Genomic DNA, 22,768 nt, shown 5'->3' with positions numbered 1-22,768 from the left:
GAGGAGGCCGCGCACACCGCGAAGACGAAGATCGACGAGGCGTCGGACGCGGGTATCCACAACCGCAAGTGGTGGGAGGAGGTCGGGGACTGGTTCTCCGACAACTGGGACACCATCGTCGCGGTCTGCAAGGTCGTCGTCGCCGTCGTCGGCATCATCGCGATGATCATCGGAGGGCCGATCCTCGGCGCCATCGTGCTGATCGCCGCGCTGGTCGTCCTCGCCGACACGCTGAACAAATACGCCAAGGGCCAGGCCTCCCTATGGGATGTGGCCTTCGCGGCGCTCGACTGCATCCCCGGCGGCAAGGGCCTCACCAGCCTGGGCAAACTCGCCAAGGGCATGAAGGCCCTCGGCAAGGGCGGACTCAAGGGCATGGCGCTCGGCATGAAAGGGCTTGGGAAGAGCACTCGATCCCTCGGCCGTCAGATGAAGAAGCTCTTCACCCGCGGCGACCCGATCGACATGGCCACGGGTCAGATGGTCATGTCCGCCACCGATGTCTCACTGGACGGTATGTTGCCGCTGCTCTTCGAACGGCACTATCGCACCGGTGTGCACAGCGGCCGCCTTCTGGGGCGGGGGTGGACTTCCACTCTCGACCAGCGGCTGCTGCTCGACGCGACCGGAGCGCGGCTGGTGGTCGATGACGGCATGGTTCTGACGTATCCGGTGCCGGATCTCGACGTGCCCGTGCTCCCGGTGGAAGGCCCGCACTGGCCGCTGAGTTGGGACGAGGGCGACCTGACCGTGCACCGCCCCGAGACCGGCCAGACCTTGCGCTTCCGCGCACTGCCCGCCCGCTCGCCGTCCGAACTTCACCTGTCGCTCATCAGCGACCGCAACGGCAATGCGATCTCGATCGCATACACAGCCGACGGCACCCCTGCGGAAATGGTCCATCACGGCGGCTATCGCATCGGCGTGACCTGCGAGAACGGCCGCATCGTCGAGCTGTCCCTGAGCAGCCATTCCGAGCGACCCGCCCTGGTCCGCTACGGATACGACGCGAACGGAGACCTTTCCGAGGTCTACAACTCCTCGGGTCTGCCACTGAAGTTCACCTACGACAACCGGCATCGCATGACCGGCTGGGAGGACCGCAACGGCTTCTGGTACCGCTTCGAGTACGACGACGAGGGACGCTGTGTCACCGGCCGGGGCATGGACGGGATCCTGAACTACACCTTCGAATACGACGACGTGGCGCATCGCACCGTCGCCGTCGACTCCTTGGGCCATGCGACGTGCTACCAGTTCAATGACGCGTACCAACTCATAGCCGAGACCGACCCTCTGGGTCACACGTCCCTTCAGGAATGGAATCACCGGGACCAACTCCTCTCGCGTACCGATCCGTTGGGCCGCACCACGCGGATGGAATGGGACCACGCCGGCAACCTGACCGCTGTTCACCTGCCCGATGGGGCCACCTCCTCCACTGAGTTCAATGAGCTGAACCTGCCTGTCGTACTGACCGGATACGACGGCTCGGTCATCCGGCAGGAATGGGACGAGCGGGGCAACTGCACCTCCATGACCGATCCCATGGGTGCGACCGTGTCCTTCACCCGCGACGAGACAGGGGCTCTGGCGTCGCTGACTGATCCGACAGGCGCGGTACAACGCTTCGTGAACAACGCTGCCGGACAGCCGGTTTCGGCGACGGATCCGCTCGGCGCGCAGACACGCATCATGTACGACCCCTTCGGCCGCAACGTCGCCCTCATCGATCCGCTGACTGCCACGACCCGTCTCACCTGGAGCATCGAAGGCCACCAGACGTCCCGTACGGACCCCGACGGCAGCACGGAGGAGTGGACGTACGACGGGGAAGGCAACTGCCTCGCCCATACCGACGCACTCGGCCAGGTCACCCGCTTCACCTACGGCGGCTTCGATCTGCTGAAGTCGCGTACCACTCCCGACGGTGCCCGGCACACGTTCACACATGACACGGAACTGCGGCTCACCCGGGTCACCAACCCCCGGCAACTGACCTGGGACTACACCTATGACGCGAGCGGCCTCCTGACGGCGGAGACCGACTTCGACGACCGGACCATCGCCTACGTCCACGACGCGGCAGGCCAACTCACCCGTTGCACCAACTCGTTGGGGCAGATATCGGCGTTCTCCTACGACATCGTGGGCAACCAGGCCCGCAAGGTGGTGGATGGCAGGGCGACCGTCTTCACTCACGATCAGAACGGCCGCATCCTGCGGGCCACCGGACCGGACGCCACGCTCTCCTACGCATACGACCCGGCCGGGCGGATCACCGCGGAAGCGGTCGACGGACGCGCGCTCACCACGACGTACGACGCCCTGGGCCGCCCCACCCGCCGCACCACGCCGACCGGCGCCACCGCCACGTACTCCTACGATGCGGCGGGCAACCGCACCACGCTCACCGCGGCCGGGCTCACCATCGACTCCGCCTACGACCTCGTCGGCCGTGAGACCACCCGCCGACTCGGCAACCACGGCCTCGCCCTCACCCAGAGCTGGGACGCGGAGGACCGCCTCACCGGCCGGACGCTGTCCGCCCCGGACGGGCCCTTGAAGCAGGAGACCTTCACCTATCGCGCCGACGGCAGCTTGACCGCGCTGGACAACCGGACCTTCGGACGCCGGACCTTCGACGTCGACGGCGCGGGCCGCATCACCGGCATCCGCGCCGCGGGCTGGGCCGAGTCCTACGCGTACGACGAGTCCGGCAACCAGACACAGGCCGCCTGGCCGGACCGGCAGCCCGCCCCCGAGGCGCGGGGCGACCGCGCCTACGACGGCAACCGTGTCACCCGCGCCGGTTCCGTCCACTACGAGTACGACACCGCGGGCCGGGTCGTCCTGCGGCGCAAGACCCGGCTGTCCCGCAAGCCCGACATCTGGCGGTACACGTGGGACGCCGAGGACTGCCTCACCTCCGTGGTCACCCCCGACGGGACTGTCTGGCGCTACCTGTACGACCCAGCGGGCCGCCGTACGGCGAAGCAGCGCCTGGGCCCCGACGGATTCACCGTCGCCGAGGAGACCCGCTTCACCTGGGACGGTCCCCATCTCGTGGAGCAGACCACCCACACCGTCGACGGACCCGAGGACGTGACCCTCACCTGGGACCGCGACAACACCCGGCCCCTGACCCAGACGGAACGCCGCACCTCAGCCGACGACCCCCAACACCTCATCGACGAGCGCTTCTTCGCCATCGTCACCGATCTGGTCGGCACTCCGACCGAACTCGTCTCGGAGGCCGGTGACATCGCCTGGCGCGCCTCCGCCACCCTGTGGGGCCTCGCCACGTGGAGTGAGAACGCCGACGCCTATACGCCGCTCCGCTTCCCGGGCCAGTACTACGACGCCGAGACCGAGCTGCACTACAACTACTTCCGGCACTACGACCCGACGACCGCGACGTATCTCAGCCCGGATCCGCTGGGGATGGACGCCGGGCCCAACCCTCGCGGCTACGTCCTCAACCCCCTGCTGTGGATCGACTATCTCGGGCTCCTGACCTGCCGCCAGAACGCGAGACGGCTTCGCAGAAACATGCGGCGTGAGGGGCGTCCGGTCAGTCGGGGCCAGGCAGCGGCGCATATCGTTCCGTCCGGGGGCAACATGGGGCACTGGGTCCCCGGCGCCAGAAGTCGTGGTCTGCTGGAAAGGTATGGAGTCGATGTCAACGACGCGGCGAACGGCATACCCCTCGGACACCCGAGCCCTCACAACTTCACCCACCGCGAGCCCTTCCTGCAACGAGTCAACCAGCGTCTGGAGCAGGTCGTGGAAGACAGGACAGCCCGTGGCTTCGGTGCACGCGCCATCCGCACCGAACTCCGGCGGGAATTGCGAGGCATCGGACGAGAGGTCGGGGGAGAGCTCTCGACCGGCGTACCTTCACCGAGCGCAGTCTGGACGGCACCGTAGTGACTGAAAATCCCCAAAGCACTCAGACAGGCCCACGGAATCAAGGGGGCCGAGGGAACCAAGAAGACCTTTCTGTTTACCGACTCCTGCCCCGTATGAAGGAATTCCGGACCCTGCTCCTCGGCAGTTCCCTCAGGAAGCTCATCCGCTGGCAGATCACCGGCGCGGAATCGGATCTCCCGACTTCATTCACCGGTTCATGGGACGGCAACCCACGGTGGCGGAAGGGTGAGTTCCCATGTGGATACCCAGGCGCCCCGGTACTCAGCCGACGCATCGCCGAACCGCTGGCGAATGATCTTTCCGCAGCGGGACGCCTTGTACCGGTGGTCGTCGACGAAACGGGCACATCCGATTCCCCTGAACCCCATGAATCCGACGGCTCCGATGACTACGTCCTCTACCTCGTGGAGCAGATCGTCGACTGCCTCGACACGCGGCGATCGTCCAAGCCGAAGAAGACGACGGGCGAGATCACCAAGGCCTTTTTCCTCCCCGACGCACTCCCCGCCGACCTGCCGGCGTTCCGCGTGCCGGAGTACCGCGGTGGCATCTACTGGAACGGCTGGGCAGTAAACCGGCTCACCGAACTACTCGGCGACGACCTCGAAGCGCGCCTTGTCTGGTCCGAGGACCCAACAGCAACACCGCACCCAAATCCCTGGGGTCTCTGACACGACGGATATCGAGTCCACCATCGCCGGATTTCCGAACGCAACCCCTCTCAGTGACCTGGAGAACGCGTGGACGTGGAGCCCTGTCCCTGTCCTGCATTTCGCCGGGGCCCTTACGGCAGACGGGAAGCGCCCGTGCCGGGACTGTACTTCGCTGCGGCACTCGGTACGGACCGCCAATCTCTTCCAGGTCAATGCGCGTGACCCCTACGACGAAGGACTGCTACGAGCCCTCCAGACGAGTCCGCGACAACAGCTCTCGTACTCGAACCGAGTGGGTCAGCCTCTCGATGTCGTCGGCGGCACGCAGGATCTGTCCGACGTCGTCGGTTGCCGTCCACAGCACCACGTCCGCGCCGGCTTCGTCGTCACGCCAGGCATAGCGCAGTCCCGCGAGCACCTCCGGACCATCGTCCTGCCGTAGGTAGCAGAAGGCGCGCAGTCCGTCCCCGACCAGTTTCGCCCGATGCTCCTCGACCACAGGGGCCTCGACTGCTTGAGAGTCCTCGGCCAGGACAAAATCATGCAGGGTCTGGTCGCGCTCGCCCTCTGCCGGCCGCACGACAGCGACGAGCGGCAGCGGCATCGTCAGCGGATCCCACACACGTAGCAACACACGTGTATCGAAACCCTCCGGAACGAAGGCGTCAGCGCAACGCCGCAGGGTGTCCGCGAGGAACGGAATCCCGGACTCGCCCGGATCCTGTCCGTACGAACGCCACAGCAGCTCGGCACATTCTTGCGCCCAGGCACGGATGTCCTGCCAGGTCTCGGTCTCCCACCGGGGAGGGATCTCCAGCCACTGGCTCGGGTCGTACGCGATATCGAGATCGAACTCGTGGTCCAGATCGATCCAGCCCTCGGTCATGTCCAACTCCATCGAAATGTCGTCATGAGGGCGTCGAACCACTCGACCAAGGCGTCGGCCAAGTCGTCCTTGGGGTCTCCAGCGCCGATCGTAGAAAAGGCGGCAATGAACCAGCGAGTCGGATCATCGGGGACGGACACGATGTAATCGATCCGTCGGGTTGCCAGCTCATCTCTACGCTCCGGATCTGCGAGGACGACTCGTTCTCGTCGTACCGCTAGGGCTCCGTCGACTTCGCCGCTGCTCAGGTCGACGTCGATGCCACCACCGTCACCCGAGAGCAACTGCAGCGCGACTTCGGCAGGATTCGACAGGGGACTGCTTTCGGTGTCCGCTCCGGAGCGCGAGGGCAGCTGAGTCTCGGAGACGACGATCGACGCACCGAGATTGACCTCGCTCGACAGCCGCATCGGCAGGTACAACTCCAATGCTTTGGCCCTACGGGCATCGGCGACAGCCGCCAGCAGCCGACGCTCCAAGTCCAACCGAAGTGGCGTCAGCTTGTCACGCGGCACGTCAGCGGGAACACGTGCGAACGCGGAGCCGACGATGTCTCGTGCGGCCTGCTCCGCATCACCTTGTCTGAGGGGAATCTGCACCCAGTCCGACGGAAGGAGGAGCCGGTAACCAATCGGCGGGGAAGCGGGTTCAGCCACGGGCGCGGGCCTGCCTGTTTGTGTAGTAGATACCTGCGTAGACGGCGACGCTGAAACCCACGGCAGGCCAGAGCTGCCAGAGGCTGTCGAAAACGGCGAAGGGCAGGGACATGAAGAGGTAGAGGCCGCTAAGGATCTTCAAGTCGGATTCCAGAGTTACACCCTCTTCCCTGGCCTTCGAGTCCCAGAACCGCAGAAGGACCAACAACGGGGTGAGGGCAGCAATGTCCACTGGCCATGTGGGGGTAGCAAGCTCCACCCCCGATGTCCTGCCGCCGCTCATGGCTGCCAGAGACCACATGAGCATGAGGACAGCGACCGCGATCAACACGTAGCGCAGTCTTGCCGCCAGCCTGAACAGTGCTTCGTCCTCCGGCTCAGCGGTACCGCCACTGAAACTGTCGACCTCAGGGGAACCACTCGATTCTTCTGCGCGGGAAGTCCGAGTGGACAGACGACGGCGATGCGGCTCCGAGGGCCGCGCGCTACCTTGAGACCGTCGTACCCTGCGGACACGCGCGCTGTCCGTGGAACCCGCGTCCCGCCTCACTGGTTTGAACCTCACCATTGCGACAATAGCGGGGCCGTCATATGGCCCTTGGCGTTCGTGTAGGTGCTCGACGTCTCATCTCCAACCCTGCCTCCCAGGTCAAGGGCGGTACTGGCTCCCCAGTTCGCCCGGGACACCGAGAGCTGGCGTTCAGCTTCAGACGCTGCGCCTTGAAGTTGCGGGCTTCCGGGGTACTCGCCCCGCAGACGTCGGATGTCCTTCAACTGCTGAGCCATGTCCTTGTCTCCAAGTGCCTTGGCCTTCTCAGCCTGCCGTACCTCCGGCAACGGGTTCTTCTCCACCTGCCGAGCCGCTGCACGCGCCTTCTGGGCGTCAGCAGCGCGATGCAAACGGCTGGCCTTCCCTCCGACAGCTGCCCTCCTAGGCGCGCTCGCACGAGTGGCGGCTCGCTTCTCCGCCTGCTTCGTGAGGCCCTGAGCAACGCTTCGAGCTTCCTTCTGCAACCCCTTGACTGCCTTGGCGGCCTTGACGCCGTTCCTTGCCATCTTGAACGCCGCGACGTCGGTCAACACGTCAAACCATGAACCGTTGCCCGTCATCGCCTGAATGAGATGGATCGCGAAAATGACCCCAGCGATTAGCGCGGCCAGCCCACCGACCGCCGGAAAGAAGATCGCGATAAAAGTGAGAACGGTACTGATGTTACTCAATACGTCGGCCAATGTTGTCAGCCAGTCAGCGTCCGCCACCCACGCCTTAAAATCGTTCCACCAGCTGTCTTTCATATCATCGTCGATTGATGATCGGATCTTGCCGGCGAAGTGATCCGCACGCTCGCTGTAGAAGGAGACCGCAGAGTTCAGTTTTGTGCGCGCCGCCTCGAGATCCTCCTTGGCCCGCTTCACTGCGGGGTCGTCGTCCTGCTCGTCCTCACCTGATTCCTTGCTCAAACCCTGGTCAGGAGCGCCGTCCGGCTTGTGGGCGTCGATGGTTCGCTGGGCGTCCTTCGCGTCACCGAGAGCACGGTCAGCTCGTCTCTGGGCGGTCTCCATGTCATCTGCCCAGCCGTTGAGATGACCTTTCACCTCGCGGTAACGGTCCTCAGCAAGGTCGAGCCTTCGACCAAGGCCACGCGCCTTGTCACCCAGATCGTCGGCGTACTTGCCCTTCAGCCCGTCACAGTCCGCGATCGCCTGCATGGCGGCAGCTTGAGTGCGCAGCTTCTCGGCCACCTTCTTCATGTGCCCGACCTCGTCGCGGAGCCCTTCCGGGTCGCCTGGCACTGGGTCGGCTTCGGCGAGGGGCGCCCAGTCAGCAGGCCGCGCCATCGATGTTCCCCCTATACAGAAGAGTCGTCTGTCTGGCCTCAGACGAGGCAGCTACTTCCTGCCTTTGTTGGACTTGGCCAGGTTCTCATCGAGCCCCTTGAAGGCATCGCTGGTTGCCTTGACCATCTTCCCGACCTCTTCCAATTCCTTGACCAGGCGTCCACGGTTTTTATCCCAGTTGTCCACGAAGTCGCCCATAGCCTTCTGGACGCCAGGGTCGCCGACAAGGGCCTTCACGTCCCGCTTCCACTCCTCCAAGCCACTGAATTCGTGGCGGATCTGCCGGAGTTGCTTGGCACTCGTCGACAGCAGGTCGTAGTCGACCTTCAGGTCCGAACCCTTCGACACCTTCGCTCCTCGCGGTCAACGGTTGACAGACTGGATCTCCTGGACCACGACGTCCTGCTCCGCCCCGAACGTGCCGTCCGGCAGGTCCTGCGCGTCGGTCACGCCGGTGCCGGTCCAGTGGATCTTCCAGGTGATGGTGGCCTTGAGCGGGTACGAGCCGTCGCCCGAGGAGCGCAGGTACTCGACGCCGCACGGGGGCGTCTCGTCCGCCTTGCCCTTGGCGTACGCCTCGCCGATATGGCCGTTGTCGAACTCGCAGACGCCGGAGGCGGGGTAGGTGGTGGCGTCGTCCGTGCCGGGGTCGATCTTCAGAGAGACGGGTTCGGCGGTGGTGGTCGCCTCGACGCCGAGAAGCGGAACCGATGCGGTGACCGAGACCGGCTTGAACTTCGCCGCATCCAGCCAGGCCCATGTCGGCAGGTTGACCTTGGTGGTGTCCGCGGGTGCCAGGTTCACCTTCGTGGAGGGAACGCGGATCTCGGCGTACGCCAGCTGGGCCAGCATCTTGGGGGTGATCGCCTGGGGGATGTCGGCAGGCGGGGCGTCGCCCTTGTCCACCCAGAAGATGGGCTTATCGCAGTCGAGCGCGCCCGGATCACCCTCGCGGCCTTTGGTGACGTACGCGTCCCACCAGTAGCCCTTGCCGGCCTTGTCCTTGTTGAAGTCCTTGTACGGCTGGCCCTTCTCGTACTTGTTGCGCTGCTCCAGGTCCCACTGGGAGCCCGTGGACTCGGCGTTCCAGATCGGCTCCAGATACTTCTGCAGCGCGTCAGGCGAGTACTTGGGGGCGTAGTAGCACGCAGGCGGGGTCCAACTGGACGACGCGGAGGTTACCTGGCCCGTTGACTCGCCCGAGCCGTTCTTGGAGCGGTCGAAGACGACGGCACCGGCAGTCGCCGAGAGATTGCCGTCGTTGTCGGCATTCCCTGATGCCTTTCCGCCGGAGGGAGGTGTCTGAGCGCCTCCACCGATCTTGTTGTCGGCCATGGCGGGAGGCGCCCACAGAAGAACCGGGCCGATCAGCGTAGCTGCGACCAGCGCTCGTACACCGGCACTCAGGGCTGGCACTTGGCACTCCCCCTCTGAGAAAGAAGCTTCTCGATGACCCAGACACCCTTTTCGTTCTTGTGCAGCTGGGTGTTGTACAGGACATAGCTGTTCTTGGTGACGGCCGTCTTGTCGACCTTCTTGTTCTTCAAATACATGTCGTACGCCTTGCTCTGGTCCTCGCAGTACACGAGCGAGGCCCTGCCGGCGCCGCTCACGTTGACCACCGAGTCGTAGTAGCGGTAATCACCCGTGGTGCGTGCCTTGGCCTTGACGTACGCCTGAATGAACTGCTGGGTGCTTGCGGCCGCTTCACCCTCGTAATAGAAGAGGTACGCCTTGTCGAGCGCGTCCTGGTTGACGATGGCCAGGTCCACCGCCTTGATGGACTGCTCGCTGTCCGCCAAGACCGCGTCCTTGTCCTTGTCACCCGTCTTCGGCCAGTCAAAGGTGTACGTCAGATCCGACGGCAGCTCGATCTTCGGCCGACCGGCAGCGCTCGCCGTCGCGGTCGGTGAAGCCGGCGATTCGCTTCCCGTGTCCGCCCCCGCGATCTTGTCGTTGCCCTTGGAGCCCCCGTCGCCTCCGCCGCAGGCGGTGAGGAGGAGGGCCGCGGTGGCGCCGGCGGCGGCTGTGGTGAGCAGGCGGGGGCGGCGGCGGTTCACTGGGGGCTCCTGGTGGGGCGGTTGGGGGGAGGGAGGGCAGCGATACGGTATCGGGGGCCTGCGGGGCGACACCAGAGCGAACTACGTCAACTCGGGGGACGAATGGGGCGTACGGGGAGTTAGTGGGGGTAAGGGAGTCGCCTTGGCCCTCGTTCGGGTGACACGGGCGGGCACGGTCGTCGCTTCGTTGGCCGTTGCAAAGGCCCGTGCCGGCCCCGTGCTACTCCCCGACGTACGGGAGTGTGTCGCTGCCTCCGTCGTCCCAGGTGATGACGACGCTGTCGCCGTCGCGCTTGAGGGTGGCGGAGGTGTAGTCGGAGTCCTTCTTGCTGCCCATGGGCTGGAGGACCATCCGGAAGCCGCCGTCGCTGCGGTCCGCGCCCAGGCCGGTGAGGATGCCCTCGCCGCCCGGGTCGATGTAGGAGAGGGCGTACTTGCCCTTGTAGTCGCCGGTCGCGTACTTGTCGCCGATCGTGAGGGTCTTGTTGTCGTCGTTCTGCCACTGGCCCTCGAACCCCGTCGAATCGGGCGGGGTGACGGAACCGCCCGTGGAGTCGTCCGACGTGCCGTTCGATGCGTCGTCCGACGTGTCCTCGTCGTCGCCGTAGTGGTCCTCCGGCGACTCCGACGCCTCGTCGGACGGCTCGTCCGTCGTGGACGCCGTCGGCGATGCGGACACGCTCTTGTCGGCCTTCGGCTTGCTGTCGCCCTCGTCGCCGTTGCCGCTCGTCACGAAGTAGATCCCGCCGCCGATCAGGACGACGGCCGCGACGGCGGACGCGATCATGATGGCCAGGCGCTTCTTGGGGCCTTGGCCACCGCTTCCGTCACCGCCCGCGCCCCCGGCCTGCGGCGGATACCCCACCGCATACGGCTGGCCGTACGCCGGCTGCTGCGCCCCGTACGGCTGGGGCTGGGCCGCGTACGGGTTGGGCTGCTGTCCCTGGCCCGGCGGCTGAGCAGGCGGAGTCGGAGGTGCCGGCGGAGGCGCGTACGGCCCGGCCGGAGGTCCGGCCTGAGGCGGTCCCTGCGGCGGCACCGGCGGAGGCATCGGCGGCTGCTGACCGCCGTACGGGTTCGGCTGCTGGTCCCCGTACGGATTCGGGCCCTGCTGCCCCCCATACGGGTTGGGGCCCTCTCCCCCATACCCGTACGGACCCGGCTGCGCCCCGAAACCGTCCTGCGGCGGCTGTGTCATCTGTGGTGTCTCCCCCGTGCGGCATGTCGGCCGGGGAGGAACAACCGCCCCACCCGACCCGGACCCCAACATTCACCACCCGTCCCCCACACGCAAGTGTCTTATGAACTAGCCCACTTGCCCGCGTCAGGACCTTCGCCGGGAGCGCCCACGTTTCACACCGTTCGGCCACAATCTGGGGCTGCGCCGCGCGGCGATGTCCTCGATCCAGCCGAACGCGACGATCGTCAGGGCGATCAGTGGCCAGACCAGCACGAACATCCAGAGCATGTACGTCGTGTCCAGTGCCCCCACCGCGCGGTCGCTCTGCATGAAGGGAAGGTTGTACGCCTGGTCGATGATCGGGACCGTGGCCATGATCAGCATGTTGTGCCAGAGGTAGATCGTGACCGCGCGGTTGTTGGAGAGCGTCACCAGCTTGTCCCAGCGCGCCAGCTTCCCCGGCAGCTCCTGCCAGGAAGGGGAGTACTGGAGCAGGATGACGACGAAGCCGAAGGACCAGGTCGCCTGGGCCATCGGAATGTCGTTGAGGTCCCAGCCGTCGGGGCCGAGGTGCCCCGAGGCCCACCACAGGCCGAAGGCCATCAGCAGAGCCGAGCAGGAGACCGCCACGTAGCGGGGAATCCGCTTGAGCACCCCCTCGTGATGGGCGAAGCCCAGGACCCAACAGCCGCCGTACACCGCGAAGTCGGAGACCGCGTTGCCCGTCTCTCCGGGGATGTTCACGATGCCGGTTCCCACGATCGCCGTCAGGGCGAGGGGAGCGAGCAGCGTCGTCCACGGGACCCGGCGGAACGCCCACAACAGCAGTGGGGAGGCGATCACGAACCACAGGTACGCGCGCAGGTACCAGAGCGGGCCCGCCGCCTCGATCGCCCAACTGGACTCCAGCAGACCGGACTCGGAGCCGAGATGCCAGGGGAAGGGCGGGGCGCCCAGCGGGATGACGTAGTTGACGAGGTCGATCACGCCCCAAGTGCCCCCGTGGTCGGGGTCCTTGAGGATGTTCCAGCCGTTCGCGAACATCAGCGTCAGTGCCACCGCGCTGAACGCCCAGAGCGGGGGCAGCAGTCGCCTTACCCGGCCCTTGATCACGCCCAGCGCCGGGCGGTTCAGCGAGCGGGCCATCAGCGAGCCCGCCAGCGCGAACATCACGCCCATGGACGGGAACAGGACCGTCAACCAGGCCCAGCCGAACAGGTGGTAGACGACGACTCGGACGAGTGCGATCGAGCGCAGCAGGTCCAGGTAGCGGTCACGGCCCGGCTTCTTGGGCGCCGGATCCGGTGGGGCTGTCCCGGCCGCCGGGGCCGCCGGGGCCGTCGCGGGCGCGGCCACGGGTGATGCCGACCGCTGGTGCGGAATCTCGGCCGCGGCGGCCGCAGTGGCCGGGGCAGTCGAGGTGGCCGGGGCCACCGGAGCCTGCGGCCACACCGGCGCCGTACCCCCGGAACCCCCGAAACCTCCAGGACCTCCAGAACCCGCCGCGCCGTCCGCTCTCGCCGCGCCGTCCGCTCCCACCACTCCCTCCGCCCCCACCGATCCCTCCGTAGCCCCCGAATGCCCTCGGTATCCCTGATATCCGGGATATCCCTGACGTTCCTGACGTTCCTGTGTCATCCCACCGGCCTCCGGTCGTCCCCGCTCCGCGCCCGTTGTCGCGGGATCGAGCCCGGCGCCTCCACCACGCCGGTGCGCCGCAGTTTCTGCCAGCGCAGCCGGCCTCCGGTGAGTGCGGTGATCCAGGACTGGAGCAGGACCACGTACATCAGTTGGCGGTAGAGGATCTGTTGGAGCGGGAGCGAGATCAGGTGTGTCATGCGTTCGCGGTCGAGGCGGAAGGCGTACGCCGCGCAGATCGCCTGGACGGTGAGGACGCCCAGCCAGGCCCCGATCGTCCGCTGCGTCGGGCCGAAGACCACTCCGTAGAGGAGGAACACGTCGATCAGGGGGGCCAGGAGCGGGGCGAGGACCATGAAGAGGGACACCAGGGGCAGTCCGACGCGGCCGAAGCGCCCCGACGGGCCCCGCTCGATCAGGGCCCGACGGTGCTTCCAGATCGCCTGCATCGTGCCGTACGACCAGCGGTAGCGCTGGGACCACAGCTGCTGGACCGACTCGGGCGCCTCCGTCCAGGCACGGGCGCGCTCCGCGTACACGACCCGCCATCCGTCGCGGTGCATCGCCATCGTGATGTCGGTGTCCTCGGCGAGTGTGTCGTCGCTCATGCCGCCGACCCGTTCCAGGGCGGAGCGGCGGAACGCGCCGACCGCGCCCGGGATCGTCGGCATGCAGCGCAGCATGTCGTACATACGGCGGTCGAGGTTGAAGCCCATCACGTACTCGATGTGCTGCCAGGCTCCGATGAGTGAATCCCGGTTGCCCACCTTGGCGTTGCCCGCGACGGCGCCGACGGCCGGGTCCGCGAAGGGCTGGACCAGCTCGCGGACGGTGGCCGGTTCGAAGACGGTGTCGCCGTCCATCATCACGATGAGCTCGTAACGGGCGTTCGCCAGACCGCGGTTGAGGGCGGCGGGCTTGCCGGCGTTGTGCTGGCGCACGACGCGTACGTTCGGCAGGTCGAGGCCCTCGACGATCAGTGCCGTGCCGTCGCTCGAACCGTCGTCGATGACGAGGACCTCCACGGGGTGCTCGCTCGCCATCAGCGAACGGACGGTGTTCTCGATGCACTTGGCCTCGTTGTACGCCGGCACGAGCACCGAGACCGGTTCGGTGACCGGCGCCGCGCCCCAGCGGAAGTCGCGGCGGCGTACGCGGCGGGCGTGCACCGCGGAGAGTACGAGCATCAGGCCGAAGCGGGTGAAGACGAGGACGCCGATCACGGCGAGCGCCACGACCAGGCCGTCGGTGATCTCGTCCGAGGCGCTGACCAGGAAGATCCAGGCCTCGCCCTTCCACAGGTCCGTGCCGGTGACCGGCGTGTGCGCGCTGGGGGCGCCGAGTGCCTCGGTGAGGTTCTCGAACACATAGCCCTGGCCCTGGAGTTGGGGCAGGAAACGGTCCAGCGCCTGGACCGTCTGGTGGCGGTCGCCGCCGGAGTCGTGCATCAGGACGATCGCGCCCTTGCCGCCCTTGGGCGTGGCGCGGCGGATGATCTCGTCGACGCCGGGCTTCTGCCAGTCCTCGCTGTCGGTGTTGTTGACGACGGTGATGTAACCGCGCGTGCCGATGTACTGCGTGACCGGCCAGGACTTGTTGTCCATGGCGTCGGCGAAGGAGGAGTAAGGCGGCCGGAAGAGGGAGGTGCGGATGCCCGCCGCGCCGGCCAGTGCCAGCTGGCTCTGGGAGAGCTCCCAGTCGATGCGCTTCTGGGACTGGTAGGAGAGGTCGGGGTGGTTGAAGGTGTGCAGGCCGACCTCGTGCCCCTCCCTCACCATGCGGCGGATCAGCTCGGGATAGCGCGAGGCGTTGGTGCCGGTGACGAAGAAGACGGCGTGCGCGTGGTGCGCCTTGAGGACATCGAGGACCTTGGGGGTCCATGTCGGGTCCGGGCCGTCGTCGAACGTGAGGACGAGATCGTGGTCCTTCACGTCGAGGCTGGTCGTACGGCCGTCGCGGGTGTCGATGACCGGGCCGCCGTCGAGGATCTTCTGCGGCACCTTGTCGGTGACGGCCTCGGGCTGGACGCGGTGGTCCGCGAGGATCTCGCTGTGCACATAGCCACGCAACATCAGCATCGCCATCAGGGCGACGAGGATGAGCGAGGGCAGCAGGTGACGCATCGGCAGCCGACGACGGCGGGAATTGTCCCTGTGGGATGTGTCCGTGCGTGATCCGCGGGAGGTTCCTGTGCGGGATGTGCGGGATGTGCGGGATGTCCGAGAGGTGCGGGACCGGCCGGACGCGCGAGGTGCGGGTCCGTGACGGCTGGTGCGGGATGCCATCAGAGGATGTTCTCCGGGGACGAGGAGCTGGTGGCGCTCGGTTCAGTGGGGCCCTGGTCGACGGGGGCCGACGCGACGGGGGCCGATGCGGCGGGGCCGTCGGCGACCGTGCCGGTGCCCGGGCCTCCTGGGGCCGGGCTCTCGGTGGGAGAGGCCGAGGGGGCCGCGGTGTCCGAGGGCGTGGGAGCCGGCGGGTCGACCACCGGGTCGGTCGGCTTGGGGTCCGGGTCCTTGCTGGGGCTGGTGCCCGGGTCGGGCTTCGTGGTGGTGGATGTCGAGGGCTTCGGGCCGGTCGACGTGCCCGGTTTCGCGGGACTCTTGGAGGCGCCGGGCGAGGCGCTGACGCCCGGCTTCGGCGTCGTACCGTCGCCGGCCGTCGGGCTCGTGCCCGGCGAGACGTTGCCCGAGCCGGGCGAGTTCGCCGATCCGCCGCCGGTGCCTGCGTCGGCGTCGGCGTCGGTGGGCAGCGGCGAGGTGTCGACCTTGCCCGCCGGCTGGTCGTCCTTCTGACCCGGCACCGGGAGCCAGGGCGCGTTGGAGTTGCCCGACAGGAGCGTGACGACGATGACTACGGCGTACACGGCGCAGGCGAGGCCGACGATGATGCCGAGCCGGCGGAAGCGACGGCTGCGGCGGCCCGACTCGTCGACGAAGACCGGTCCGTCCGAACCCTCCGGGCCGCTGGAACCGACCGAACCGACCGAGCCGGCAGAGCCGCCCGGCCCACCCGGCCCGTCCTGGGCTCCGGGGATGCCCAGGGACCCTGCGGATCCCGGAGCGCCCTTGGCCGGCCGGGTGGTCAGCGGGTCGTCCAACCGGCGCCCCGCACCGTCGAGTTGGACCGTGACCTCGTTGGGGTCGTGAGTGTGGCCCGGGTCGTCGGGCTGCTCCCAGGTGGGCGCGTACGTGCCGGGCGCATCCGCGGCGGGTGTCGCCGGACCGAGCGCATCCGCGGCGGGTCTCGCCGGACCGAGCGCATCCGCGGCGGGTCTCGCCGGACCGAGCGCATCCGCGGCGGGTGTCGCCGGACCGAGCGCATCCGCGGCGGGTGTCGCCGGACCGAGCGCATCCGCGGCGGGTGTCGCCGGACCGAGCGCATCCCCGGTGGGCGTCTCGGCGCCGGGCGGCGGCGAGGACGACCGAGGCCGGCCCAGCGAGCGCGGCAACCGTCCGGTGTCGGAGAGCCTCGCGGTCTCGGACATCTCCTCGGCCTGGGACCAGGAGGACGTCTGAGCGGCGTCCGGCCAGTTCACCGGCCCCGGAGAGACTCCATCACCGCTGGGAGCAGCACCGGCACCGCCATCGGAACCGGCACCACCGACCGAACCGAACCCGAACCCGAGCCCGGCACCGGCACCCGCACCCGCACCCGCACCCGCACCCGCACCCGCACCGAACCCGGCACCATCCCCACCGCTGTCGTCATCACCACTGTCCGACGGATCAGATCCACGCCCCTCCCGCTGATCGACTTCTCGTCGATTCGGTTGGGTGTGTTTCCGCCAGTTCTTCACACGCACGCGCATCCCCCCACGGGACAGTTCTCGGGTGCGCACGCACGACTCCGGGCATGACTTACGCGTCGGCGGAACCGGACCCCACCCGATTCAAGCGCCCCATTTACCACATTGCGCCCGGCTCAAAAATGTAGCGCAGACGGGTGGCGTGTGTGGTTATACGTCAGTTCTTCCTCATCATGATGAGTGCATCTGTGGCCGGAAGCCACCCTCGTTCGGGTGGCCGCAACCACCCTTCTTCGGACGCGAGTTCGGTGGCGGCTCGTCGAAGAGCATCGAATCCAGGATGCACCAGCCCCTTTCGCCACACGAGCGACACAGGTGACAGCGGAACGGGGTCCACAAGGGGTCGCAGCACGGTGCCAGGCATGGCCGGAAAGTCCACCACGGCGAGGACGGGGTTCCGTTTCTTGGCCATGATCCGCTGGAATTCCTCGGGCCCGACGGCCACCGGCGCGGGGGGCGCGATCTCGATTCCGCGCCCCTCGAACAACTGACGCGCCAGGTCGGTCCACTCCAGCGTCCGCGGGTTGCCCGCACCCGCGTACACGGCCTCGCCCGCGAGCGAGTCCAGCGGCACGACGTCCAGCGCCGCGAGACGGTGGTCCTCCGGCAGGACCACGGCCATCCGCTCGTACCGTACGGGCTGCTGCCCGAGCCGGGCCCTGACCGCCGGGGCGAGTCCGGCGAACCGTCCGAACGACGCGTCCAGGCGCCCGGCGAGCAGTTCCCCCGCGGCGCCCGTCAGTCCGCTCTCGAAGCGGGCCATCAGCTCGGCGTCCGGGGCGAGTTCGCGGGCCCGGCCGAGGATGCGCTCGAAGACGAGCCCCGGGCTGTTGACGTCGACGAGCAGCGGCCGTGCCGCCTCCGGCGCACCGAACGCGGCGCGCAGCGCGTCCTGCGCCTCCAGCACGCGGCGCGCATACGGCACCAGCCGCTCGCCGTCGACCGTCGGCGTCACCTGCCGTGTCGTCCGCACGAACAGCTCGGTGCCGAGCTCGCGCTCCAGCCGCCGGATGTCACGGCTGAGGGCCTGCTGGGCGACGTAGAGCCGGGCGGCGGCACGCGTGAAGTGCAGTTCCTCGGCGACGGCGAGAAAGGCGCGCAGGAGGCGGGGGTCGATGAACCCGGGAGCCCCTGGACCGACGGGGGCGGGCACGCGTGCGGAATCGGAAGCGGCGCCCCCCGCGGAGGCGGCGGAGGAATCGGAGCCAGGGACGGAGACGGACATCGGGCGAACTTACAACGCAGGTGCGTCAATCGCTACGGAGTAGGTGTTGGACCCCGGGCCCGGCGACCCGCGACGGTTGATCCATGCCGCAACCGCCCTCCCCCAAAGCCCCGTTGCCCTCTTCCTCGACAGCTCCCCCGACCGCTCCCCCGATGACTGCGCCGACGCCTCCCCCGGTCACGTCTTCGACGATTTCTTCGATGCGCTTCACCACCACCGGCGGCACCCTCGTGGCCGTCGACCTCCGCCCCCACCGGAAAGCCCCGCCAACCCCCCGTAGCCCGCGTGGCCCGCGCGGCCCCCGCACCCCGTACCACCGCCTCTTCACCGTCCCCGGCGCCCGCGCCTTCACCCTCGGGAACCTGATCGCGCGCCTCCCCATGGGCATGTTCAGCGTGAGCGCGGTCATCATGATCGCGGGGGCGCGGGGCTCGTACGCCCTGGCCGGTGCGGTCACGGCGACCGGGCTGGCGGCGACGGCGCTGGTCGCCCCCTGGATCGCGCGGCTCGTCGATCGTCACGGGCAGGCCCGAATCGCCGTACCGGCGACGGCGGTTGCGGCACTGGGTTCGCTGGCTCTGCTGCTCTGCGTGCACTACGGCACACCCGACTGGACCCTGTTCGCGGCGTACGCGGCCACCGCCACGACGCCGAACACCGGGGGCATGTCACGGGCCCGTTGGGCCCACCTCTTCAAGGGGGACCCGGCCGCCGTGCACACGGCGAACTCCTTCGAACAGGCCGCCGACGAGCTGTGCTACATGCTCGGCCCTGTGCTCGCGGCCCTCCTGTGCGGGACGTTCTTCCCGGAGGCGGGCACGCTGGTCGGACTCGTCCTGCTGATGTCCGGCGTCCTGATCTTCGCCGCCCAGCGCTCCACGGAACCGCCGCCCCGACGGCGTACGGCGGAGAAGTCGCCGTTGCGGGCGCCCGGCATCCCCTCCCTCCTCGTCACGTTCCTCGCCCTCGGTGCCGTCTTCGGTTCGATGGAGGTCGTCACGATCGCGTTCACGGACGCCCGGGGTCACGGGTCGGCCGCGGGTCTGGTCCTCGGTCTCCAGGCGGCCGGATCGTGCGTGGCGGGTCTGGTGTACGGGGCCGTGAAGCCGGCCGGTCCCGCCGAGCGGCGCTACCCGCTGTGCGTCGCCGCCATGACCGCACTGATGACGCTGCCCCTGCTGGCGGCGGCGCTCACCGGTTCCCTCGTGGCCCTCGCGGGCGCCCTGCTCGTCGCCGGGATGGCCACCGCCCCGACCATGGTCACGGGCATGACCCTCGTCCAACAGCGCACGCCCGACGGCCGGTTGAACGAGGGAATGACGCTCGCCGTGACGGGGCTGCTGGGCGGGATCGCCTGCGGTTCGGCGGCCGGCGGATGGACGGTCGAGCACGTCTTCGCGACGGCGGGTTACGGCGTTCCGGTCACCGCGGCCGCCGTGGCGCTCATGATCACGGCCGGCCACCGCCTGGTCTCCGCCGCCCGCCGCAACCGACCGACCGCCACCTGACCTCCACCCGACTTCCGCCGACCCACCCCTGACCCCCGCCCAGCTTCCGCCCGGCCCCCCACCTCCACCCGAATTTCGACCGGCTTTCGACCGGATTCCACCCACCTCCCGACCGACCCCCACCGTCCGACCCGTCGAACCCCCGCCCCAATTCCCGCGCCCCCCATTGACGGACTCACAGCCCCCACATACGTTCCTCCGTCGAAGCGCTTCGACGTCATGCATCGAAACGATTCGACGGACGTTGCGTGACAACCAGATCTGCCCCAATCCCCATCCGACTCCTTGGAGGCTCGGGATGTTGACGGCACGAAGGCGTGTGATGGCCGCGGCGGCGGTGGTGATGAGCGGAGCTCTGCTGCTGTCCGCCTGCGGGGACTCGGACAGTGGGTCCGGCGACGGCAAGACGCTGAAGCTGTGGCACTACGAGGGGCCCGACAGCGCGATGGGCGTGGCCTGGAACGAGGCCATCAAGGAGTTCGAGGCCAAGCACCCAGGTGTGAAGGTGAAGTTCGAGGAGAAGGGCTTCGAGCAGATCCAGAAGACGGCGCCCATGATCCTCAACTCCTCGGACGCGCCCGACATCATGGAGTACAACAAGGGCAACGCGACCGCGGGCCAGCTCTCCAAGCAGGGTCTGCTCACCGATCTGAGCGCCGAGGCGACCAAACGCGGCTGGGACAAGAAGCTCAGCGCGGGTGTGCGCACGACCAGCATGTACGACACCAACGGCGTCATGGGCACCGGCAAGTGGTACGGCGTGCCCAACTACGCCGAGTACACGATGGCCTTCTACAACAAGGACCTCTTCAAGAAGTACGGGATCGCCGAGCCGAAGACGTTCGACGAACTGACCGCGGCCATGGACAAGTTCGTCGCCAAGGGCGTCACCCCGCTCGCCAACGCCGGCGCCGAGTACATGGCGCAGCAGTACCTCTACCAGCTCGCCCTCTCCAAGGCCGACCGCTCGTGGGTCGACAAGTACGAGCTGTACAAGGGCAAGAACGACTTCCACGACGCGGCCTGGACCTACGCGGCGACCACCTTCGCCGACTGGGTGAAGAAGGGCTACATCAGCAAGAAGTCCACCAGCACCAAGGCCGAGGACGCGGGCGTGTCCTGGATCCAGGGCAAGGCGCCGATCCTGTTCTCCGGCAGCTGGTGGTACGGCCGCTTCCAGTCGGAGGCCAAGTTCGACTGGGACTCCTCCCTGTGGCCCGGCTCGAACCTCACCCTCGGCTCCGGCGGCAACCTGTGGGTGGTCCCCAAGAACGCCAAGAACAAGGACCTCGCCTACGACTTCATCGACATCACCATGTCGAAGAAGATCCAGAACCTGCTCGGCAACAAGGGCGGCGTCCCGGTCGCCGCCGACACGAGCGCCATCACTGACCCGAAGTCCAAGCAGCTCATCTCCAACTTCAACACCCTCAGCCAGAAGGACGGCCTGGCCTTCTACCCGGACTGGCCGGTCACCGGCTTCTACGACGTCCTCGTCACCGAGACGCAGAAGCTGATGACGGGCAACGAGAAACCGGACGGCTACCTCAGCGCCCTCCAGCAGGCGTACGACAAGGGCGCGCCGAAGCAATGACGGTCACCGTCGAACGGGGTGCGCGGGCCGTCGGCAAGCAGCAGCACGCCGGCCCGCGCCGCCCCCGTACCCGCGATTCGTACGCCCTCTTCCTGCTCCCCGGGTTCCTCGCCTTCATGGCGATCATCGTCGTGCCGTTCCTGATGAACACCGGTGTGAGCTTCACCGAGTGGCAGGGCATCGGCAGCCCCAAGTGGACCGGGCTCGCCAACTACCGCGAGCTGATGGACGACTCCGAGTTCTGGGCGTCCTTCCGGCACAGTCTGTTCATGGTCGTCGCCATGGCGGCCGTACCGACGATGATCGGTCTCGTGCTGGCCGCCGCGCTGTTCGACTACGTCGGCAAGCACTTCGGGTCGAGGTGGGCCGCGGTCCTGCGTGCCTGCTTCTACCTTCCACAGGTGCTGCCGATCGCGGTCGCCGGAATCGTGTGGAGCTGGATCCTCGCCCCCGACAACGGCTCCCTCAACGAGCTGCTGAAGGCGATCGGTCTGTCCTCCTGGCAGCAGGACTGGCTCGGCGACCCCGACATCGCGCTGTACAGCGTGATGGGCGTGATGGTGTGGGTGCAGCTCGGCTTCCCGCTGGTCATCTTCATGGCGGGGCTGCAGCGCGTCGACCCGCAGCTGTACGAGGCGGCCGAGCTGGACGGCGCCGGGTGGTGGCGGCGCTTCTGGCACATCACGCTGCCGCAGATCCGGCCGGAGATCTACGTCGTCCTGACCTGGTGCACGATCGCCGCGCTCAAGGTGTTCGGCGCGGTGTACGTGCTGACCAAGGGCGGCCCGGGCGGCGCGACGGATGTGCCCTCGTACTTCTCCTTCTCCACCTTCTTCGAGAAGACGCAGGTCGGCTACGGTGCCGCGATCTCCACGATCCTCACCGTGATCATCCTGGCGCTCTCCCTGATCGGCCTGAAACTCCAGACCCGTGCCGAGGACGCCGAGGAAGGGGTCCGGACATGAGCACCGCCCTACGCCGATACCCGGTGCTGATCGCCCTGTGCATCGGCGCCCTGTTCATGGTCATTCCGTTCCTGATCGTGGCGGTCAACGCGGTCAAGTCACCGAGCGAGTACTCCCAGAACGGCCCGCTCAGCCTCCCCAAGGGCCTTTACCTGGACGGCCTCAAGGACTTCTGGGAGCGCGTCGACTTCGGCCAGAAGCTGGTCAACTCGGTGCTGATCAGCGGGTCCGTGGCGGTCCTCGCGGTGGTCCTGTCGGTGCTGAACGCGTACGCGATCGGGATAGGGCGGATCAAGGGCCGCACCTGGGTCCTGGCCTTCTTCGTCCTCGCCAACATGCTGCCGCAGGAGGCGCTGGTCTACCCGATCTACTACCTGAGCAAGCAGGTCGGCCTGTACGACACCAGGCTGAGCGTGATCATCGTCTTCACGGTGGTCCAGGCGGCCTTCGGCACCTATCTGCTCTCGTCGGTCCTCGGGCAGTTCCCGCGCGAGATCATCGAGGCCGCCCGGATCGACGGGGCGAACAAGTGGCAGGTGCTGTGGCGGGTCGTCGTCCCCGTCAGCCGGCCCACCATCGGCGTGCTCCTGGTCTTCTTCTTCATCTGGACCTGGAACGAATTCCTGCTCCCTCTGGTCATGCTGATCTCCAACGACAACCAGACGGTGTCGGTGGCGCTCGGTGTCCTGCAGGGCCAGCGCCTGATGGACGCCACGATGACGAACGCCGCCGCCCTGCTCGGTGTGTTCCCCGCCATCGTCTTCTTCCTTGTCTTCCAGCGGACCCTCACCCGCGGCATCGCCGTCGGTGCTGTCAAGTAAGG

18 protein-coding genes are annotated in these 22,768 nt (G+C 67.6%); 6 read left to right on the top strand and 12 right to left on the bottom strand.

The features are described from left to right. Nucleotides 1-3,930, top strand: a 3,930-nt coding sequence (locus ABZS97_RS25955; RefSeq protein WP_356141024.1) for a DUF6531 domain-containing protein, incomplete at its 5' end; no start/stop codon positions are given. A 95-nt stretch (nucleotides 3,931-4,025) separates the two neighbouring features. Further along, nucleotides 4,026-4,604, top strand: coding sequence for a hypothetical protein (locus ABZS97_RS25950; protein WP_356141022.1), 579 nt, complete (start codon nucleotides 4,026-4,028; stop codon nucleotides 4,602-4,604). Between the two features lie 223 nt (nucleotides 4,605-4,827). Here the strand turns inward: ABZS97_RS25950 and ABZS97_RS25945 are convergent, their stop codons facing one another. The 12 genes from ABZS97_RS25945 to ABZS97_RS25890 all read right to left on the bottom strand — a co-directional run bounded on the left by ABZS97_RS25945 (nucleotide 4,828) and on the right by ABZS97_RS25890 (nucleotide 17,878). Beyond that, nucleotides 4,828-5,472 (bottom strand): hypothetical protein, encoded by a 645-nt coding sequence (locus ABZS97_RS25945; protein ID WP_356141020.1) that lies wholly within the window; start codon nucleotides 5,470-5,472, stop codon nucleotides 4,828-4,830. Further along, complete coding sequence (locus tag ABZS97_RS25940; RefSeq protein WP_356141018.1) at nucleotides 5,469-6,128, bottom strand: hypothetical protein; 660 nt, start codon at nucleotides 6,126-6,128, stop codon at nucleotides 5,469-5,471. Before ABZS97_RS25940 ends, ABZS97_RS25945 begins: the two co-directional genes overlap by 4 nt. Beyond that, a complete protein-coding gene (locus ABZS97_RS25935; RefSeq protein WP_356141016.1) occupies nucleotides 6,121-6,459 on the bottom strand; it encodes a hypothetical protein in 339 nt (112 codons plus the stop codon). The genes ABZS97_RS25940 and ABZS97_RS25935 overlap by 8 nt, the downstream gene beginning before the upstream one ends. 230 nt (nucleotides 6,460-6,689) lie before the next feature. After that, entirely contained in the window at nucleotides 6,690-7,880 is a 1,191-nt protein-coding gene (locus ABZS97_RS25930) for a hypothetical protein (protein WP_356141014.1), read from the bottom strand. Between the two features lie 138 nt (nucleotides 7,881-8,018). Next, nucleotides 8,019-8,315 (bottom strand): hypothetical protein, encoded by a 297-nt coding sequence (locus ABZS97_RS25925; protein ID WP_356141012.1) that lies wholly within the window; start codon nucleotides 8,313-8,315, stop codon nucleotides 8,019-8,021. A 15-nt stretch (nucleotides 8,316-8,330) separates the two neighbouring features. After that, a complete protein-coding gene (locus ABZS97_RS25920; RefSeq protein WP_356141010.1) occupies nucleotides 8,331-9,302 on the bottom strand; it encodes a hypothetical protein in 972 nt (323 codons plus the stop codon). Between the two features lie 68 nt (nucleotides 9,303-9,370). Next, a complete protein-coding gene (locus ABZS97_RS25915) occupies nucleotides 9,371-10,027 on the bottom strand; it encodes a hypothetical protein (protein ID WP_356141008.1) in 657 nt (218 codons plus the stop codon). A 220-nt stretch (nucleotides 10,028-10,247) separates the two neighbouring features. Then, on the bottom strand, nucleotides 10,248-11,225 hold the full coding sequence (locus tag ABZS97_RS25910) for a hypothetical protein (protein WP_356141006.1): 978 nt from the start codon (nucleotides 11,223-11,225) through the stop codon (nucleotides 10,248-10,250). 126 nt (nucleotides 11,226-11,351) lie between these two features. Continuing rightward, complete coding sequence (locus ABZS97_RS25905; RefSeq protein WP_356141004.1) at nucleotides 11,352-12,563, bottom strand: acyltransferase; 1,212 nt, start codon at nucleotides 12,561-12,563, stop codon at nucleotides 11,352-11,354. 278 nt (nucleotides 12,564-12,841) lie between these two features. Beyond that, on the bottom strand, nucleotides 12,842-14,968 hold the full coding sequence (locus ABZS97_RS25900) for a glycosyltransferase (protein ID WP_356141003.1): 2,127 nt from the start codon (nucleotides 14,966-14,968) through the stop codon (nucleotides 12,842-12,844). 161 nt (nucleotides 14,969-15,129) lie between these two features. Then, nucleotides 15,130-16,383 carry a hypothetical protein gene (locus ABZS97_RS25895; RefSeq protein ID WP_356141002.1) on the bottom strand — a complete coding sequence of 418 codons (1,254 nt, stop codon included), beginning with the start codon at nucleotides 16,381-16,383 and terminating at the stop codon, nucleotides 15,130-15,132. Nucleotides 16,384-16,810: 427 nt separating this feature from the next. Next, nucleotides 16,811-17,878, bottom strand: coding sequence for a LysR family transcriptional regulator (locus ABZS97_RS25890; RefSeq protein ID WP_356141001.1), 1,068 nt, complete (start codon nucleotides 17,876-17,878; stop codon nucleotides 16,811-16,813). Nucleotides 17,879-17,961: 83 nt separating this feature from the next. Between ABZS97_RS25890 and ABZS97_RS25885 the strand changes: the two genes are divergently transcribed. The 4 genes from ABZS97_RS25885 (at nucleotide 17,962) to ABZS97_RS25870 (ending at nucleotide 22,766) form a co-directional block, all read left to right on the top strand. Further along, the gene (locus ABZS97_RS25885) at nucleotides 17,962-19,386 is read left to right on the top strand and encodes an MFS transporter (protein WP_356141000.1); all 1,425 of its coding nucleotides are present in this window, start codon (nucleotides 17,962-17,964) and stop codon (nucleotides 19,384-19,386) included. A gap of 298 nt (nucleotides 19,387-19,684) precedes the next feature. Further along, entirely contained in the window at nucleotides 19,685-20,980 is a 1,296-nt protein-coding gene (locus tag ABZS97_RS25880; RefSeq protein WP_356140998.1) for an extracellular solute-binding protein, read from the top strand. Next, a complete protein-coding gene (locus ABZS97_RS25875) occupies nucleotides 20,977-21,945 on the top strand; it encodes a sugar ABC transporter permease (RefSeq protein ID WP_356140996.1) in 969 nt (322 codons plus the stop codon). The genes ABZS97_RS25880 and ABZS97_RS25875 overlap by 4 nt, the downstream gene beginning before the upstream one ends. Then, nucleotides 21,942-22,766, top strand: coding sequence for a carbohydrate ABC transporter permease (locus ABZS97_RS25870; protein WP_356140994.1), 825 nt, complete (start codon nucleotides 21,942-21,944; stop codon nucleotides 22,764-22,766). Before ABZS97_RS25875 ends, ABZS97_RS25870 begins: the two co-directional genes overlap by 4 nt. The last annotated feature ends 2 nt before the right edge of the window (nucleotides 22,767-22,768 follow it).

It is taken from the genome of Streptomyces sp. NPDC005485 (assembly GCF_040606085.1).
Taxonomy (GTDB): Bacteria; Actinomycetota; Actinomycetes; order Streptomycetales; family Streptomycetaceae; genus Streptomyces.
Note: the sequence above shows the minus strand (reverse complement) of the source record. Positions and strands in the feature narration are given on the sequence as shown.